Origin of the sequence: Dyella thiooxydans (assembly GCF_001641285.1) — a bacterium.
Classification (GTDB): domain Bacteria; phylum Pseudomonadota; class Gammaproteobacteria; order Xanthomonadales; family Rhodanobacteraceae; genus Dyella_A; species Dyella_A thiooxydans.
Genome location: NZ_CP014841.1, coordinates 2,862,318 through 2,879,216, shown reverse-complemented (window position 1 = coordinate 2,879,216; position 16,899 = coordinate 2,862,318). Strand labels below are relative to the sequence as shown.

The following is a 16,899-nucleotide window of genomic DNA, read 5'->3' as shown; positions in this document are numbered from 1 at the left end:
CCTGCCGCGCTGAGGCTGCATGCGACGCGGCCCCATGCGGGCCGCGGGTCTACGGCAGCACCGCGGCGCCCTCGAAGCCGAACTGCCGCCAGGCCTCGAACACCGCCACCGCCACGCTGTTGGAAAGATTGAGACTGCGGCTGTCCGGCCGCATCGGCAGCCGCAGGCGCTGCGGCGCGGGAATCGCGTCGAGCACCGCATCCGGCAGGCCGGCCGTCTCGCAGCCGAACAGCAGGGCGTCGCCGCGTTCGAAGCGGGCCTCCACGTGGGCGACCCGGCCACGCGTGGAGAAGGCGAACACGCGGGGCCGGCCGATGGCGTCGAGGCAGGCGTCGAGGTCGTCGTGCACCGCCACGCTGGCGTACTCGTGATAATCCAGACCGGCGCGGCGCAGGCGGGTGTCGTCGAGCTCGAAGCCGAGCGGGCGCACCAGGTGCAGCGCGGCGCCGGTATTGGCGCACAGGCGGATCACGTTGCCGGTGTTGGGCGGAATTTCGGGGCGGAACAGGATGACGTGCAGCATCCGGCGATTATCGCCGGCAGAACCGGCCGCGGGGTGATTCCCCGCGATCGGGTCAGCTGGCCTGGCGCGGGCAGACCACGCCGTCCGGCGGCAGCGCACACTGGCTCGCCGGCACGACCAGGGCGGTGCCCACGGTCGGGGCGACGGCTGCGTCGTTGGCCAGGCGGACGGCCGCGGGGGCCTTGAGCAGCATGGCGCCGACGATCAGGCCACACACGGTGAGGCAGGCAACGAACAGGCCGCGGAGCAGAAGCGATTCGAGTTTCATGGGGTGTCTCCTTGCATGACAGGGGTTGGGTGTCCGTGCCCCTACCGTGGCAAGGGGCGTGCCATCCCGGCAGTCGCGGATAACCCATTGATGCGTTGACATTTGTCACGGTTGCATCGAATCCGCATCGCTGTCCGCGGACACCGCCCGTCCGGCAGCGGACAACGCGGCGGACACGGGCACCCCCCTGCCATTCGTCATTTGCGACCCGGTTGCCTCGCAATTACCTTCGATCGCTCGCCTGCGCCAAGGAGCCGATGCCGTGACGAAGACCCCGCTTGCCCTGCTGATCGCCGGATTGCTGAGCCTCGGCGCCGGCGCCCTCCCGCTTCGTGTAGCAGCCGATGGCGTCGCGGTGGCATCCGCCGCTGCTCAGATCCCGCAGCTCGCCTACCAGCGCTTCACCCTGCCCAATGGCCTGACCGTGGTGGTCCACGAAGACCACAAGGCGCCGGTGGTGGCGGTGAGCATCTGGTACCACGTCGGCTCGTCCTACGAGCCGAAGGGCAAGACCGGCTTCGCCCATCTGTTCGAGCACCTGATGTTCCAGGGCTCGGAGAACCACAAGGACGAGTACTTCAAGCCGTTCGAGCTGGCCGGCGCCACCGACATGAACGGCACCACCTGGCTGGACCGCACCAATTATTTCGAGACGGTGCCGACCACGGCGCTGGACATGGCGCTGTGGATGGAGTCGGACCGCATGGGCCATCTGCTCGGCGCGATCGGCCAGCCGCAGCTCGACGAGCAGCGCGGCGTGGTGCAGAACGAGAAGCGCCAGGGCGAGAACCAGCCCTACGGCCGCGTCAGCGAGCTGATCCAGGCCGAGGCGTTCCCGGCCAACCACCCCTACCATCACGACACCATCGGCTCGATGGCCGACCTCAACGCGGCCTCGCTGGACGACGTGAAGCAGTGGTTCCGCGGCTACTACGGCGCGGCCAACACCGTGCTGGTGCTGTCCGGCGACATCACCGTGGCACAGGCGAAGGAAAAGGCGCAGAAGTACTTCGGCGACATCGCGCCCGGCCCGCAGGTCCCGCGCCCGCAGGTCTGGGTGGCGCCGCGCCAGCAGTCGACCCGCGGCACGATGACCGACAACGTGGCGCAGACCCGCATCTACCGCGAGTGGAACGTGCCTTCGCGCACCAGCGACGAACTCAACCAGCTGCAGCTGGCCGCATCGGTGCTCGGCGGCAGCAAGACTTCGCGGCTGTACCAGCGGCTGGTCTACCGCGACAAGCTGGCCGACAGCGTCTCGGTGGACATCGACCAGCACGTGCTGGCCAGCATGTTCCAGTTGCAGGTGGACGTGAAGAAGGGCATCGATCCGGCCCGGGTCGAAGCGGCCATCGCCGACGAATGGGCCCGGTTCCTCAAGGACGGCCCCACCGCCGACGAACTGGCCCGCGTGAAGACCGAGGTGCGCGCCTCCTTCGTGCGTGGGCTGGAGCGGGTGAACACGCAGGCCACGATCCTGGCCCAGGGGCAGCTCTATTCGGGTGACCCGGGGCAGTACGAGAGGGATTTCAAGACGCTGATGGCAGCCACCCCGGCCAGCGTGAAGGCCGCGGCGGACCGGTGGATCAGCCACGGCGATTACACGCTCACCGTGGTGCCGGGCAAGGTCGATGCCGCCGACATGGCCACCGTCGCCGGTCGCCCCGCGGCATCCGGTGCACCGGCACCGAAGCTCAGCCCGAAGGGCGACTACCACGTGGTCAGGAGCGATGTGGATCGCGCCAAGGGCGTGCCGCAGGTCGAGCGTTTCCCCGACCTGACCTTCCCGGCCCTGCAGCGCGGCAAGCTGGCCAACGGCATCCAGGTGGTGCTGGCCGAGCGCCATGCGGTGCCGGCGGTGCAGATTGCCCTGCAGTTTGCCGGCGGTTATGCCGCCGATCACGGGCGCAAGCTCGGCACCTCCAGTTTCACCATGGGCATGCTGGACGAGGGCACCCGGTCGCTGGATTCGGTCGAGATCGCCAAGCGCAAGCAGCGCCTGGGCGCGATGATCAACACCGGCTGCAGCCTCGACGCCTGCACCGCCTCGCTCAACGCGCTGGACGACCAGCTCAAGCCTTCGCTCGACCTGTTTGCCGACATCGTGCGCCACCCGGCGTTCCGCGACGCCGACGTGGCGCGTGTGCGCGGCCAGTGGCTCGCCGGCATCGCGCAGGAGAAGAGCCAGCCGGTCGGCATCGCGCTGCGCACGTTGCCGCCGCTGCTGTACGGCGAGGGCCATCCGTATGCGATTCCGTTCACCGGCTCGGGCACCGAGGCGTCGATCAGGTCGCTGACCACCGCCGACATGCGTGCCTTCATGGCCGATTACATCCGCCCGGACAACGTGACCATCCTGGTGGCCGGCGACACCACGCTGGACAAGATCGTCCCGCAGCTCGACGCGGTGTTCGGCGACTGGACGGCCAGCGGCAAGGTGCCGCCGCGCTATCTCGGCAAGGTGGCGCCGCCGGTGCATCCGCGCGTCTTCCTGGTCGACCGCCCCGGGGCGCAGCAGAGCCTGATTCTCGCCGGCGAGCTGGCGCCGTCCACCGAGGCACCGAACAACCTGCCGATCGAAACCATGAGCAGCGCGTTCGGCGGCACCTTCACCTCGCGTCTGAACATGAACCTGCGTGAGGACAAGCACTGGGCCTACGGCGCCTTCAGCTTCCTGCGCGAAGCCAAGGGCCAGCGGCCGTTCCTGATGTACGCACCGGTGCAGACCGACAAGACCGCCGATTCGGTGGCCGAGATCCTGAAGGAGGCACGCGGCGTGGTCGGCGACAAGCCGCTGACCGCCGCCGAGATCGACAAGATCAAGGTGGGCGACGTGCGCTCGCTGCCGGGTAGCTACCAGACCACGGCCGCGGTGATGGGGGCGCTGCAGAACATCGCCCTGTACCACCGCCCGGACGACTACGTGCAGACGCTGAAGTCGCGTATCGACGCGCAGACCGATGCGCAGGTCAACGACGCGGCGAAGGAGATCATCCATCCGTCCCAGCTGACCTGGGTGATTGTCGGCGACCTGTCGAAGATCCGTGCGCCGCTGGAGAAGCTCGATCTGGGCGCGATGCAGGTGCTGGACGCCGACGGCAAGCCGGTCGCCGGCGGCAAGTAAGCCGCGGTTGGGGAATGCGAAGGCATTCCCGCGGTACGATCTGGGGCCGGGCAGGCAACTGCCCGGCCCTTTCGACATCCATCGCGGAGCCCTCCATGCGCAAGACCCTGCTGCTCGTCCCTGTCGTGCTGCTCAGCGCGTGCACCTGGGGCATCACCCTCGACGACGCCGGCAAGGCCGTGCGCACGGCATGGAACGGCGATGTCTCGCAATGCCAGGACCTGGGCAAGGTCACCGTGTCGGTGATGGATCACGTCGGCCCGATCGACCGCAACGACATCAAGGTGCGCGACGAGCTCGAGGTGATGGCGCGCAACGAGGCGGCCAAGATGAATGCCGACACGATCAAGCCGCTGGCCGAGCCCGCGGATGGTTCGCAGCCGTGGGGCGCGTACCGCTGCGGCAGTGCAGGCGCGCCCGCCGGCAATACGCCGGCCAGCGCAGCCTCGGCCCCGCAGACGGTCCCCGCCGCCGGGTTCCAGACCTACCCGATCAAGAGCCACTGAGCCGGCGGGCGCGATCGCATCGGCGGCGTCAGGCGGCGCCGCGGGCGAACCTGGCGATCGACGGCACCACCTTGCGCAGGCCCCGGTCCACCATGCCGGGGAGCAGGGCATTGAGCCGGGCGAAGAAGGACTCCGGCTGGCCCAGGTAGACCTCGGGTCGCCCGGACTCGATGGCCCGCACGATCTGCTCGGCGACCCACAGCGGATCGTCCATGTGCATGAGTCCATCGGCGGCCATCAGGTGCAGTTCGACCGGGTTGAAGGCGGTGCGCACCGCGCGTGGCGCGACGTAGGTGACGGACACGCCCGAGCCATGCAGTTCGCGGCGAAGCGCCTGGGAGAACCCGCGCAGGGCGAACTTGGTGGCCGAATAGGAAGCGAAGCCCGGGTAGCCGATGCTGCCGAAGATCGAGCCGATGTTGACGATCCGGCCGCTGCCCTGCGAGAGCATCGCGGGGAGCACCGCGTGGGCCAGCTGCATGGGCGCTTCCAGGTTCACCGCCAGCAGCCGGGGAATCATTGCCGGTTGCGCGTCCGCGAACAGGCCGAAATCCAGCGCGCCGGCCAGGTTGACCAGGATGTCGATGCCGCCGAACTCGGCGCGCATGCGCTCGACCAGGCGTTCGCGGTCGGCGGCGAAGGTCACGTCCGCCCGCACCACCAGCACGCGATCGCGGTGGGTGTGGACGTGGTGGGCCATGCTGGCCGCGGACGCATCGCTGCGGCTGGTCAGGCAGAGTCTGGCGCCGGCGTCGAGCAGCAGTGGCGCCAGCTCCCGGCCGATCCCGCCGCCCGCACCGGTCAGCAGGATCCGTTTGTCCCTCAGTTGCATGATGTGAACCTCGTCGGCCTAGGAGTTTGACTGGATGGTCTGCAGCAGCTTTTCCGCCTGCGCGCGGCGGCCGCGGTCGGCCAGCGGCTGGTCCGGGCGCGGGGCCGCGGCCAGCGCCTTCTTCACCGCGGCCAGCGCGCCGGCGCGATCGCCGTGGCGGTACAGGAAGTCGGCGTAGAAATAGTTCGAATCGATGCCGTCCGGATTGACCTGCAATGCCTTGAGCAGCAGGGCGCGGGCCTTGTCCTTGTCGCCGAAGCCGAGCGGCCAGCCTGGCACGTGGTCGTACAGGCTGCCCAGCGTGGTGTAGATCGAGCCGTCCAGCGCATCCGGCCGGATCGCCTGCGCCTGCTCGAGCAGCGTGCGCGCCTGCTTGGCCATGCCCAGTGCGCCCAGTCCGCCGTGTTCTCCGGCGTGCGTGCTGAGGATGATCGCCAGCCACACCTTGGCGTCGGCGTCGGCGTCGGCGGGGTTCGCCTGCACCAGTCTTTCGACGCGCGCCTCCAGTGCCTGATAGGCGGCATCCTGGTCGGCGGGCGGGACCTCGTACGTCACGTGGGCCCAGGTGTGGGCGATGTCTTCAAGGTTGGCGGGGAGCTGCGCGGCCCCGACGCAGGTCGACACCATCGCCAGCGCCAGCATCACCACGAAGGGCAGGAACAGGGGTTTGGCGGTCATGGCTCAGCTCCCGGCAGTCGGGTGGTCGATGGACTGGAACATCGCGCCATACAGCGCGTAGAAGCGGTTGGCGGCGTGGATCAGCGCAGCCTGGTCGGCGTCCTCCTCGAGTCGGTTCACCAGCTGCTCGAAGAAGCCGACGTGCTCCTGGTCGAGCGCGCCGTGCGAGCTCAGGTAGCGCAATCCTTGTTTGGGCAGCGCGAGCGCCTGCTGGATCGCGTCGGCGGCCCGACTGGCGAGCGCCGCGCTGATGCCTTCCAGCACGAACACCATGCCGAGGAAGCCGACCGGATTGCCGCGGCAGAGCGTGTCGTGGGCGTAGGCGATCATCAGTTCCACCGCCGCGCCGGGCGGGCTGCGGCGGGCCGCCTCGCCGTCGCCGCCGATGGCGTCGATGTCGTCGAGGATCCACTGGTCGTGGCCGATCTCCTCGGCGATGTACTCGGCGATCGCCGGCTGCATCCAGTGCAGCCGCTCAGGCAGGAAGTAGCCCATGCCCATCATCAGCCGCACCGTGTGGTGCACGTGGTGGTAGGCCTGCTGCAGGAAGCGCAGGTACTCCTCGCGGCTGACCTGGCCGGTCAGCGCGCGCCGGATGATCGGGATGGCGAGGAAGGCCTGGCGACTGGCTTCGGTCTCCAGCACCAGGCGGTCATGCACGTTCATGTCGGGCTTCGCTTGCATACAGGGTTTCCAGGAGCGGGGCGTGATGGCGGGCGATGGCATCGCGGACCAGGCCGCCGGAGGGGCGGGCCTGGCCATTGGCTGGGGTGAACGGGGCGTCGAGCGCGCGCCAGGCAGCGATCCGCGCGTAGTCGGGCAGCGCGGCATTGGCGCGGGCCACGGCTGCGGCGAGGCGGGCGGGGGTGGTGGCCGGATGCGGCACCAGCAGCGCGACGTTGTGCGGCTGACCCTCGCCGAACACCACGGCCTGCAGGATCTCGCCGCTGGCGGTGAGTTCGCTCTCCACCCATTCGGGGGCGACGTTGCGGCCGAAGGCGGTGGCATAGGCGGTCTTCTTGCGCCCGGTGAGGTACAGGTAGCCGTCGTCGTCGAGGTAGCCGAGGTCGCCGGTGGGCCAGGGCGACGGCGGTGTGGCGGCGGTTCCCAGGTAGCCTTCGAACAGGTTGCCCGCGACCAGGATCTCGCCGTCGTCGGCCAGCTGTACCTGCACGTGCGGCAACACCCGGCCGACGCTGCCCGGCCGCAGCGCGCCCGGCGGATTGAGGCTCACCACCGAAGCCGATTCGGACAGTCCGTATCCCTCATGCACCGGGAGGCGGAGCTCCCATGCCCGCTCGATCAGGTGGGGGGCGCAGGGCGCGCCACCGACCGCCAGCATGCGCAGGCTGTCCGGCGCCGGCGCGCCGGTGGCGACGCTCTCGACCAGCAGCTTGAGCAGCTGCGGCACCAGGATCGTCGCGGTGGGCGCGTAGCCGTGCAGGGCGGCGACGAAGCGTTCCGCCCGCACCGAGCTGGAGCCCTCGAAGCCGCAGCTGGCCAGCGACGGCACACAGGCCGTGCCGCCGGCGGCAAGTGCCACGTAGAGGCCGCCGATGTTCTCCAGCAGCGTCGACAGCGGCAGCAGCGAGAGCGCGCGATCCGCCTCCGTGCCGCCCACCGCCTCGCCCAGCGCCTGCGCGACGCGGCCGATCGCCTGGGCGGACAAGCACACGCCCTTCGGCTGGCCGGTGGTGCCGGAGGTGTAGGTGATCTTGGCGGTGCCCGGCGGCAGCGCGGGAGGCGCTGCCACGGCCAGTTCGAACACGGAGACCAGTTGTCCGGCAATGCTCAGTCGTCGCGCCGGTCGTCGCCCCAGCATTGCGCCGACCGGGTCCGGCTGGTTGGTCACCAGCAGGTCGGGTCGCGCATCGGCCAGCAGATGTCCGACCTGCCCGGCGGAGAAGAATGGCGGTACCGGCACGGCCACCGCGCCCTGGCGGGCCAGGGCGAGATCGATCACCGCCCATGCGCAGCTGTTGTCCATCCACAGCGCCACCCGCCCGCCACCGATGGCCTCCACGGCGAGGTCGATCTCCTGGGTCAGCTCGGCGTAGGTGAGAGCGGTGTGCTCGTCCTGCAGCGCCACGTGCAGGGGACGGGTGATCGCGTGCTCGCCGATCCGGCGCAGGATCCCGCGCATCAGCCTTCCTCCCGCTGCGGATCGTCGTCGCGCAGCCGCCGCGCGAGCCGCGTCATGCCGGCGAGAAGCTCGTCCAGGCGGGGCTGTGAAGTGGCACCGGGTCGATGGAGCTTGCGGAAACCGGAAGCGATCGGTCCGGCGCAGACCAGCGGCGCCGTGCGGTAGTAGTCGCCCCACTGCAGCGCCTGCGGACCGAGGCTGTCCGGACGGGCGGCGGCCAGCGGCATCGGCCGCATGCCCAGCCGCTGGAAGGTGTTCACCAGCACGCGGGTCGCGGTGAACAGCACCCAGCGATAGCCGGCCTCGTGCAGGAACTGGATCGTCGCGGCGATCACCCAGCGCGCGTCGCCCGGGTTCTCCAGCGCCAGATTGCCCACCTCGACCAGCTCGTCACGGGCGATGGCCTGGCCGAAGCGGTCGCCGATCGCCTCGTCGGCCGGCATGCCCAGATACCGTTCGGCGAAAAGCGGCCCCAGGGAGGCCTGCCGCATGCCCACCACGGCGCGCTGCCGTTCGTCGTCGCGGTATTCCAGCAGGTCCGGATAGAACGACTGCACGTCGGCGCGATAGCGGGCCGCGAACACGTCGTGCACGAAGCCCTCGCATGCCGCGCGGCCGGGGTGGTCGACGGTGACCACCTCGGCCCGGACGGACGTCTTCAGTTCGAGCAGGAGCGGCTGGACGCTGTCCAGGATGCACGGTTCGGGGGGAGCGGGGAGCTCGGATCGGGGCATGGGCACTCGCCGGCGGGGAACGGTCGGGTGCTTCTTTGCCAATCCCGTGCCATCCGCTCAGTCCGCTGATGCGAAAGGGAATTCCCGGCGATTCGGGGCGGCTCCCCCACAGCGCAAAGCTTGCAGTGCGCAAAAAATGTCTGCACGGATTGTCGGATCGGGCGGCGCTAGTGCGCGGCCGGTTCCCCGCAGCCGGCGGCGGCGGGATCGATCGCCGGGTCGACCACCAGCAGCACCCGGACCCGCTCGTCGAGATGGCACGAGGCGATATAGCCGATCGCCCCCGGCGTGGTGGCCACGAAACGGACCACGGCCTGCTGCGACGCCAGCACGTAGGGTGGGCTCACGCCCTGGAAGTACTGCCGGTTCCAGTAGTCCGCCAGCTGCGGCTCGCCCATGCCGATCAGCCGGCTGGCGAACAGCGCACGCAGCGGCGTCCCGGGGGGGAGGTTCACCGGGATCAGCCGCCGGCCGTCGTCGTCGATGAAGATCTTCTTCAGGTAGATGTTGCGCAGGTCGTCGCGGTCCGGCGCCAGCTTCAGCGGTTGGCTGGCTGATGCAATGACCACCAGGCGCACCGCATCCGTGCTGGCCGCCGGACACGGCGCGGCCAGCGGCAGCAGGGTCAGCGCCGCGATCCAGGCCAGCCGGTGCGAACGCATCCGCATCGCTCAGAACAGCACCGCGAACGAGGCCAGCCAGCCGGCCGGCGCCAGCTCGGTGCTGCGGTTGCCGTCGCGATGCTCGAGCTTGAATACCAGCCCCGGCACCGGCCGGAAGTTGAGCGCCAGCGTGCGCAGGGTCACCGTCTGCGCAGGCGCCGACGTGCGGTAGCGCTCCAGCCGGCCGACCAGATAGAGCCGCTGGGCCAGTGGCACCTCCGCCTCGACGAAGCCGCCGGTCTCCGCCGGCTGTCCCGGGCTGCCGCCTTCGCGGTAGATCCCTTCGCCGTCCAGGCTGAAGTAGCGCCCGCTCCAGCCGAAGTCCAGCCCCACCAGGCGGTAGCTCTGGCGCGGCGCATCGAGCCGGTAGCCGAGCACCGACATGCCGAGCGTGAAGCGGTCCCCGCGGGCGTGCCACAGCACCCGCCCGCCGAAGGCATGACGGAAATTGTTGCGGTTGGGCAGGTCCGTGCCGGAGGCGGCGTAGGCGCGATCCTGGTCGGGGCCGACGTCGAAATCGCGGCTGTCGTCGGCGAACAGCCAGTAGTCGAGATCGTGGCCGTGCGTCGTCACCGTGCCGAACGCCATCGCTCCGGCGGCGTGGCGCGCAAACGCGGACGAGGTGGCCAGCGGGCGCGACACGGTCCAGGTCAGCGGGTCGGCATGCACCTGGTTCCACTGCCCGACGGGGGTGAGGAACTTGCCCAGGCGCAGGTTCAGCCACGGATTGGCGCGGTAGTCCACGTACAGCCGCTCGACGTCCAGCTCGCCGTGCTTCCGGTTCGAGTGCGATCCGCCGAGCTGGACCGCGTCGCCGGCGTCCAGCTCGGTGAACAGCTGCGCGCGCGATCCCAGGTCCTTGGTGACGAACAGGCTGATGTCGCGGGTGTTCAACGTGGGCGGCTCATTGGCCACGTCGTAGTACTGCAGGTTGGCGTATCCACCCAGGCGCAGGCCCTGGGCCGGGAAATACAGGCCCTGGCCGAGCGAGTAAGGCGCGGTGGACCAGGCGTCGGTATCGGCGGCATGGGCCCCTGCCGTCGCGACGAGCATGCAGCCGGCGAGCAGGGCGGCTGCCAGCGGGGCGCGCCGCGCGGGCGGCATGTCTGGGATCTTCATCATGGACACCTGGTGGGCATGTCGCGGCGAACCGGACCGAAGGTGGCGAAGGATCGTCCAGACAGGCTTTCGCCTGGCTCACAGCCGCCCGGACCTGCCCGTGCCCGGTGATTCTGGGACATCCGCGCCGGCGCCGGCAAAGCGGTCCGGGATGGAGCTTGCCGTTGCCGCGCGCCATCGGCCACACTCGAAAACGACGGCCAAGCCAAGCGCACGAACCGCTCAACCATGCCCTGCGGTGCCCTATTCATCGATCGACCCGGCCGCCCATGACCACCCGGCGGCTGCTGTTGCGCCTGCTGCTGGGCATGCTGTTCGGCACCGTGGTGGTGGTCGGTGGGCTGTCCTTCCACGAGTTCCGGGGCGCGCTGCAGAACGAGATCGCGGGCAACCTGCAGTTCGGCGCCAGCACCGTGATGGAACGCATCGACACCTTCCTCTCCGCGCGGGTGGAGAACCTCCGCGTGTGGCGCTCGGTGGAGGTCATGCAGGACATCCGTGTCGATGACGTCGACAAGCGTTTGTCCCATTTCCTCTCCGACCTGCGCGCGCGCCAGGCCGAGATCTACCGGGCGTTGCTGTGTACCGGAGCGGACGGCCGGGTAATCGCGTCGAGCGACCCGGCGCTGATCGGCCAGCCCGCGCCGCGCACCGTCGTCTGGCGGGCGCTGCCGGGCGGGGCGGGCGGTGACGTCCAGATCGCCGTGGATACCGATGGCGACGATCATCGCGCGCTGCTGCGCACGCGTATTCCCAATGCGTTCGGCAGCGGCGACATCGGCTACCTCTACGTGTGGCTGGACTGGCGCGCCATCCAGGGCCTGCTGGACGAGGCGGCGCGCGACACCACGCGCGATGTGCTGCTGCTGGACGCGGATGGCTCCGTGATCGCACGGTCGCGGGCGTTGCGCGGCGCGGCGGCCAACCGCGCGGTACGGCTGGATGGCTGGACGCTGCCGCCCGCCGGCCAGGCGACCTCCTACCAGCACGACGGCCGCGCGCTCGGGCTGGGCAACCTGCTGGTGGGTGCGGCCACGTCGGCCGGCTACCAGCAGTTTGCCGGGCTGGGCTGGCACCTGGTGATGGTCGAGCCGACCGCGGTGTCGTTCCGCCCGGTGTGGCGACTGTTCTGGACCCTGCTCGGCGTGCTCTCGCTGACCGTGTTGGCCGGTATCTGGATCTCCACCCGGCTGGCCGACCGCATCGCCCGGCCGGTGGTGGCGCTGACCGGGTTCGCGCGCGGCTTCCGCCAGGGCGAATCGCAGCCCCCGCCGATGCCGGCGACCACGATCACCGAGGTGGTGGAGCTGCATCGCGCCTACGTCGAGATGATCGAGGCGCTGGAGCGCTCGCGCGAGCAGATCGTGCGGGCCGGCAAGCTGGCGGTGGTCGGCGAGATGGCGGCGATCATGGCGCACGAGGTGCGCACGCCGATGGGCATCCTGCGCAGCTCCGCGCAGCTGCTGCAGCGCGAGGCCGGGCTCGGCGCGCGCGAGCACGAGCTGGTCGGCTTCATCCTCAGCGAGACCGAGCGGCTCAACCGGCTGGTGACGATGCTGCTGGAATGCGCGCGGCCGTCGCCGCCGGAGTTCCGTCCGCATGACCTGCACGCGATCATCGAGGGCGTGCTCGGCCTGCTCGCCTCGCGCGCCGGGAGCGCCGGCGTGAGCCTGCGCAAGGACCTGCCGGAACCGGCGATCGTGCTGGACTGCGACCGCGAGCAGATCATGCAGGTGCTGTTGAACCTCGTGCTCAACGCCCTGTCTTTCGTCCCGCATGGCGGCACCATCGTGGTCAGCACGCATCGCGACGAAGACTCGGTATGGGTCAGCGTGGCCGACAACGGGCCGGGCGTTCCGGTGGAGCTGCGCGAGCGCATCTTCGATCCGTTCTTCAGCCGGCGCGAGGGCGGCATCGGCCTGGGCCTGACCATCGTGCAGCAGATCGTGCATGTGCACGGCGGCGAGATCTCGGTCGGTGAGAGTGCCTGGGGCGGCGCCGCATTCAACATCCGATTCCCATCTCCGCAGAACAGGTGACCATGAGCGCAAAGCGGATCCTGGTGGTCGACAACGAACCGAAGATGCGGCGCATCCTCGAGTTGTCGCTGAAGAACCTCGGCCACGAGGTGGAGCAGGCCGGCGACGGCCGCGAGGCGCTGGCGGCGATCGAGCGCGGTGCGTTCGACCTGGTGCTCAGCGACCTGCGCATGCCGAACATGGACGGCATCGCGCTGCTGGAGGCGCTGCGCGAGCGTGGCGAGGACGTGCCGGTGATCGTGCTGACCGCCTACGGCACCATCGAGACCGCGGTGGCGGCGATGAAGCTCGGGGCGGTCGACTACATCCTGCGACCGTTCGAGATCGAGACGATCGAGCTGGCGGTATCGCGCGTGCTGGCGATGCGCGCGGTGCAGCTGGAGAACCGCTTCCTGCGCGACGAACTGGCGCGCGGCTGGGGCGGATTCATCGGCACCAGCGCGCCGATGCGCCAGCTGTACGAATTGATCGGCCAGGTCGCGCCGGCGCGCAGCAACGTGTTCGTGGTCGGCGAGACCGGCACCGGCAAGGAGCTGGTCGCGCGGGCGCTGCACGAAGCGTCCGGGCGCAGCGGGCTGTTCGTGCCGATCAACTGCGCGGCGATCCCCGCCGAACTGCTGGAGAGCGAACTGTTCGGCCACGCCCGGGGCGCCTTCACCGGCGCGCTGCGCGACCGCGTCGGCAAGTGCGAGCTGTCCTCCGGCGGCACCATCTTCCTCGACGAGATCACCGAGATGCCGCTGGCGCTGCAGGCCAAGCTGCTGCGCGTGCTGCAGGAGGGGGTGATCGAGCGCCTCGGCAGCAATGCGGCGATCCCGGTCGACCTGCGCGTGGTTGCCGCCACCAACCGCGACCCGCAGGCGGCGGTGGACGAGGGACTGCTGCGCCGCGATCTGTATTTCCGCCTCAACGTGGTGCGGATCGACGTGCCGCTGCTGCGCGACCGGCACGGCGACATCCCGTTGCTGGCCGCGCATTTCCTGCAGCAGTACGCGCGCGAGCTCGGCCGTCCGGCGCCGCGACTGGACGAGACGGCGCTGGCCCGGCTCGAGCGCTATGCCTGGCCGGGCAACGTGCGCGAGCTGGAAAACCTGATGGAGCGGGCTGTGGTGCTGTGCCGGGGCGACGAGGTCACGCTGCAGCACCTGCCCGGCGAGATCGCCGGCACGCGTCCGGCCGCGCCTGTCGCCGCGGCGGAAGACGCGGTCGCGGCCCCCGCCGACCTCTCGTTGAAATCGCACGTCGAGACGCTGGAGTCGCGGCTGATCCGCGCAGCGCTGGAGCGCTCGGGCAACAACAAGGCGGCCGCGGCGCGGCTGCTGGAAATCAGCGAGCGGGCGCTCTGGTACAAGCTCAAGCGCTACGGGCTGTGAGGGCGGGTTCGCCGGCGGGCGGCACTTTGTTCATAAATAGATAATACATTTATGTAATACTTGCCGGGTCGTCCCCGATGGAGCCCGCCATGAGCAGCTTTGCCCCGACCGAGCAGCGCCTCGCCGTCACCTGTCGGCAGTACCCGGCGTTTCCCCGCGAGCCGGCGGTGGTGGTGCGCCTGGTCAAGCACATCCACAAGCGGGTGCACGACGACGCCAATGCGCTGCTCAAGCCGTTCGGCATCAACCATCCCGAATACAACCTGCTGATGATGCTGTACGGCACCGAGGGGTACACGCTCAACCCCTCGCAGTTGGCCGAGGCGGCCGGGGAGAAGTCGGCCAACATCACCCGGCTCACCGACGGTCTGTGTGCGAAAGGGCTGGTCGAGCGCACCACCAGCGACGAGGACCGCCGCAAGGTCGCGCTCACCCTCACCGACGCGGGGCTGGCGATGATCAAGAGCTTCCTGCCGGGCATCTGCGATCTGCTGGCGCGGCAGACCGCCACGCTGCAGCCGCGCGAACTGGCGCAGCTGGAAAAGCTGCTGAAGAAATTCCTCGACGGGCTCGAGCAGGGCTGATGCGCCATGGCCGCCGTTCCCGCCGCCCTCCCGATTGCCGAACGCCCCTGGCTGCGTGAGCTGCTGGCCGGCGAGGCGCACGCCTGGCTGTTCGTGGGCAAGAGCGTGCTGGCGATCTACCTGGGCGCCTGGCTGGCGATGTGGCTGCAACTGGAGCAACCCTCGACCACCATGATCACGGTGGCGATCGTGATGCACCCGCACAGCGGCATGGTGCTGGCGAAGAGCTTCTACCGCACGATCGGCACCCTGGTCGGCAGCCTGGTCGGGCTGGTCCTGATGTCGGCGTTCCCGCAGCAGCGCGAGCTGTTCCTGCTGAGTCTCTCGCTGTGGGTGGCGCTGTGCGCCGGCGGCGCGCTGCGTTACCGCAACTTCATGGCCTACGGCTTCGTGCTGGCCGGCTACACCGCGGCGATCGTGGCGCTGCCGGCGATCGCCAACCCCTACGGCGTGTTCGATTCGGCGGTGATGCGGGTGAGCGAAGTGCTGCTCGGCATCGGCGTGTCGGCACTGGTCAGCGAACTGGTGCTGCCGGAGCGGCTGCGGCCGATCCTGCGCCGCGAAGCCCGCGCGCACTTTGCGAAATTCGTGGCGTTCCTGCGCAACAGCACCGCCGGGCGGATCCCGCGACAGGCGATGCAGGACGCCCAGCTCGCCTCGGTGCGCGCGGCGGTGCAACTGGAGGACCTGCGCTCGTCGGTGATCTTCGAGGATCCGGAGGTACGCCTGCGCAGCCGCCGGATGCGCCTGCTCAACCAGCGCTACATGGCCGCAGCCACCAGCTTCCAGTCGCTGCACCACCTGATCAACCGCCTGCAGCGCGGCGGGCGGGAGGCCGCCGCCGCCGCGCTGATCGCGCTCTACCGCCCGCTGGCCGCGGCGCTGACGCCGCCGCCGGGGCACGCCGGGGATGACGATCTGCATGCCCTGCCGCCGCAGCTCGACGCGTGCGCCCGGGCGCTGCCCGGGCGTGCCGCGGCGCTGCGCCAGGAGCTCAACGGCGCGGCCTGCCGCGAGTTCGACACCGGCGCGGCGCTGCTTGCCCGGCTGGTCGACGAACTGGCGATCTTCGTCACCACCGAGCACGCGCTGCGTACCGGCATCCCGGTGAAGGGTGGCGTGGAGAAGGTGCACTTCAGCCGCTCCAGCGACCTGGCAAGCGTCGGCGTGGCGGTGCTGCGCACCTTCCTGACCATGGCCACGCTGAGCGTGTTCTGGCTGGCCAGCGGCTGGACCTTCGGCGCCAACGCCATGCTGCTGGCGGCGATCTTCAGTGGCCTGATGGCCGCGTCGCCGAACCCGATCGGCTCGGTGCTGCACACCCTGGTCGGCTATGCCGCCGGCATGCTCGGTGCGGCGATCACCGTGTTCGTGCTGATGCCTGGCGGCGACGGCTTCATCATGCTGATTGCCAGCACCCTGCCGCTGCTGCTGATCGGTCCCTACCTGTCCACCCGCGACACGCTGCCGGGCGTGGGCGCCGGCTACACGCTGGGCTTCGTCTACATCCTGGCGCTGAAGAACCCGATGGTCTACGCGCCGGAGCATTTCTTCAACGACGCCATCGCGCAGCTCGCCGGCCTCGGCCTGTCCGGCGCCGCCTTCATGCTGCTGCCCGGACTGGCCGGCACCGGCTGGCAGCGCCGCCGCCAGCTGCACCGGCTGCGCACGCTGGTGTGGCTGGCTGCGACCGAGCCACTGGACGGCCTGCTCTGGCGCTTCGAGAGCCGCAGCCGGGACCTGCTGCTGCAGGCGGTCGCCAACACCCGCCCCCGCAGTACCGAGTCGCGCACCTTGCTGGCCTGGTCGCTGGCGGTGCAGGAGACCGGCCGCGCGCTGATCGAACTGCGCCAGGACGTCGCCGCCGGCGAGCTTCCGGTCACCGCACGCGACGCCTGCCAGGTCGCCGTGCAGGCGGTCGGCGCGCTCTATCGCGAGCCCGGCCTGCCGGCGTGGGAAGCGGCCGACGGTGCGGTCGACACCGCCATCGCGCTGGCCCCCGGCCGCGCCCGCAATCACCTCCACCAGTTGCGCAGCGCGCTGCGCGACGACGAGTCGCCGCTGCTCGCCGCCGTGCATGCGATGCCCGCGCAGGAGCCCGCCCATGCCTCGTGAAATCGCCTTCTACGGCGCGCTGATGCCCGGCCTGTTGCCGGTGTTCGTCGGCTGCCTGCTGCTGATGGTGCTGCTGGACCTGCTGCTCAGCCGGATCGGGCTGTACCGGCACGTCTGGCACGCCTCGCTGTTCCGTCTGGCCCTGTTCGTCTGCCTGTTCGGCGGCGCGGGGCTGTTGCTGGTCCGTTGAGTACCGCCC

Annotated in this window: 16 protein-coding genes; 7 read left to right on the top strand and 9 right to left on the bottom strand. The window is 70.0% G+C overall.

What is annotated here, in order from left to right:
- Window positions 1–49: 49 nt before the first annotated feature.
- Window positions 50–523 carry a tRNA (cytidine(34)-2'-O)-methyltransferase gene (locus tag ATSB10_RS13065; protein ID WP_063673217.1) on the bottom strand — a complete coding sequence of 158 codons (474 nt, stop codon included), beginning with the start codon at window positions 521–523 and terminating at the stop codon, window positions 50–52.
- A 52-nt stretch (window positions 524–575) separates the two neighbouring features.
- Window positions 576–791, bottom strand: a complete 216-nt coding sequence (locus ATSB10_RS13060; protein ID WP_063673216.1) for a hypothetical protein — start codon at window positions 789–791, stop codon at window positions 576–578.
- Window positions 792–1,053: 262 nt separating this feature from the next.
- Here ATSB10_RS13060 and ATSB10_RS13055 point away from each other — a divergent pair, with 262 nt between their 5' ends.
- Together ATSB10_RS13055 and ATSB10_RS13050 are read left to right on the top strand one after the other, a co-directional pair.
- Entirely contained in the window at window positions 1,054–3,915 is a 2,862-nt protein-coding gene (locus tag ATSB10_RS13055) for a M16 family metallopeptidase (protein WP_063673215.1), read from the top strand.
- Window positions 3,916–4,010: 95 nt separating this feature from the next.
- A complete protein-coding gene (locus ATSB10_RS13050; protein WP_063673214.1) occupies window positions 4,011–4,421 on the top strand; it encodes a DUF4156 domain-containing protein in 411 nt (136 codons plus the stop codon).
- A 28-nt stretch (window positions 4,422–4,449) separates the two neighbouring features.
- Here the strand turns inward: ATSB10_RS13050 and ATSB10_RS13045 are convergent, their stop codons facing one another.
- The 7 genes from ATSB10_RS13045 to ATSB10_RS13015 form a co-directional block, all read right to left on the bottom strand.
- Window positions 4,450–5,253 carry an SDR family oxidoreductase gene (locus tag ATSB10_RS13045; RefSeq protein ID WP_063673213.1) on the bottom strand — a complete coding sequence of 268 codons (804 nt, stop codon included), beginning with the start codon at window positions 5,251–5,253 and terminating at the stop codon, window positions 4,450–4,452.
- Window positions 5,254–5,271: 18 nt separating this feature from the next.
- Entirely contained in the window at window positions 5,272–5,931 is a 660-nt protein-coding gene (locus tag ATSB10_RS13040; protein WP_063673212.1) for a tetratricopeptide repeat protein, read from the bottom strand.
- A gap of 3 nt (window positions 5,932–5,934) precedes the next feature.
- Complete coding sequence (locus tag ATSB10_RS13035) at window positions 5,935–6,615, bottom strand: iron-containing redox enzyme family protein (RefSeq protein WP_425478127.1); 681 nt, start codon at window positions 6,613–6,615, stop codon at window positions 5,935–5,937.
- Window positions 6,584–8,074, bottom strand: coding sequence for an AMP-binding protein (locus ATSB10_RS13030; protein WP_063673210.1), 1,491 nt, complete (start codon window positions 8,072–8,074; stop codon window positions 6,584–6,586). Before ATSB10_RS13030 ends, ATSB10_RS13035 begins: the two co-directional genes overlap by 32 nt.
- Window positions 8,074–8,808, bottom strand: a complete 735-nt coding sequence (locus ATSB10_RS13025) for a thermostable hemolysin (RefSeq protein WP_063673209.1) — start codon at window positions 8,806–8,808, stop codon at window positions 8,074–8,076. The genes ATSB10_RS13030 and ATSB10_RS13025 overlap by 1 nt, the downstream gene beginning before the upstream one ends.
- 167 nt (window positions 8,809–8,975) lie before the next feature.
- Complete coding sequence (locus ATSB10_RS13020; RefSeq protein ID WP_083966214.1) at window positions 8,976–9,470, bottom strand: hypothetical protein; 495 nt, start codon at window positions 9,468–9,470, stop codon at window positions 8,976–8,978.
- A 9-nt stretch (window positions 9,471–9,479) separates the two neighbouring features.
- Complete coding sequence (locus ATSB10_RS13015) at window positions 9,480–10,589, bottom strand: hypothetical protein (protein WP_157469234.1); 1,110 nt, start codon at window positions 10,587–10,589, stop codon at window positions 9,480–9,482.
- A gap of 269 nt (window positions 10,590–10,858) precedes the next feature.
- Between ATSB10_RS13015 and ATSB10_RS13010 the strand changes: the two genes are divergently transcribed.
- From ATSB10_RS13010 to ATSB10_RS12990, 5 genes are all read left to right on the top strand, one after another.
- Window positions 10,859–12,628 (top strand): sensor histidine kinase, encoded by a 1,770-nt coding sequence (locus ATSB10_RS13010; RefSeq protein WP_063673207.1) that lies wholly within the window; start codon window positions 10,859–10,861, stop codon window positions 12,626–12,628.
- Between the two features lie 2 nt (window positions 12,629–12,630).
- Window positions 12,631–14,001, top strand: coding sequence for a sigma-54-dependent transcriptional regulator (locus ATSB10_RS13005; RefSeq protein ID WP_063673206.1), 1,371 nt, complete (start codon window positions 12,631–12,633; stop codon window positions 13,999–14,001).
- A gap of 89 nt (window positions 14,002–14,090) precedes the next feature.
- Window positions 14,091–14,585 carry a MarR family transcriptional regulator gene (locus tag ATSB10_RS13000; RefSeq protein WP_063673205.1) on the top strand — a complete coding sequence of 165 codons (495 nt, stop codon included), beginning with the start codon at window positions 14,091–14,093 and terminating at the stop codon, window positions 14,583–14,585.
- 6 nt (window positions 14,586–14,591) lie between these two features.
- Window positions 14,592–16,700, top strand: a complete 2,109-nt coding sequence (locus tag ATSB10_RS12995; RefSeq protein ID WP_063673204.1) for an FUSC family protein — start codon at window positions 14,592–14,594, stop codon at window positions 16,698–16,700.
- Window positions 16,690–16,890 carry a DUF1656 domain-containing protein gene (locus ATSB10_RS12990; protein WP_063673203.1) on the top strand — a complete coding sequence of 67 codons (201 nt, stop codon included), beginning with the start codon at window positions 16,690–16,692 and terminating at the stop codon, window positions 16,888–16,890. The genes ATSB10_RS12995 and ATSB10_RS12990 overlap by 11 nt, the downstream gene beginning before the upstream one ends.
- Window positions 16,891–16,899: the final 9 nt, after the last annotated feature.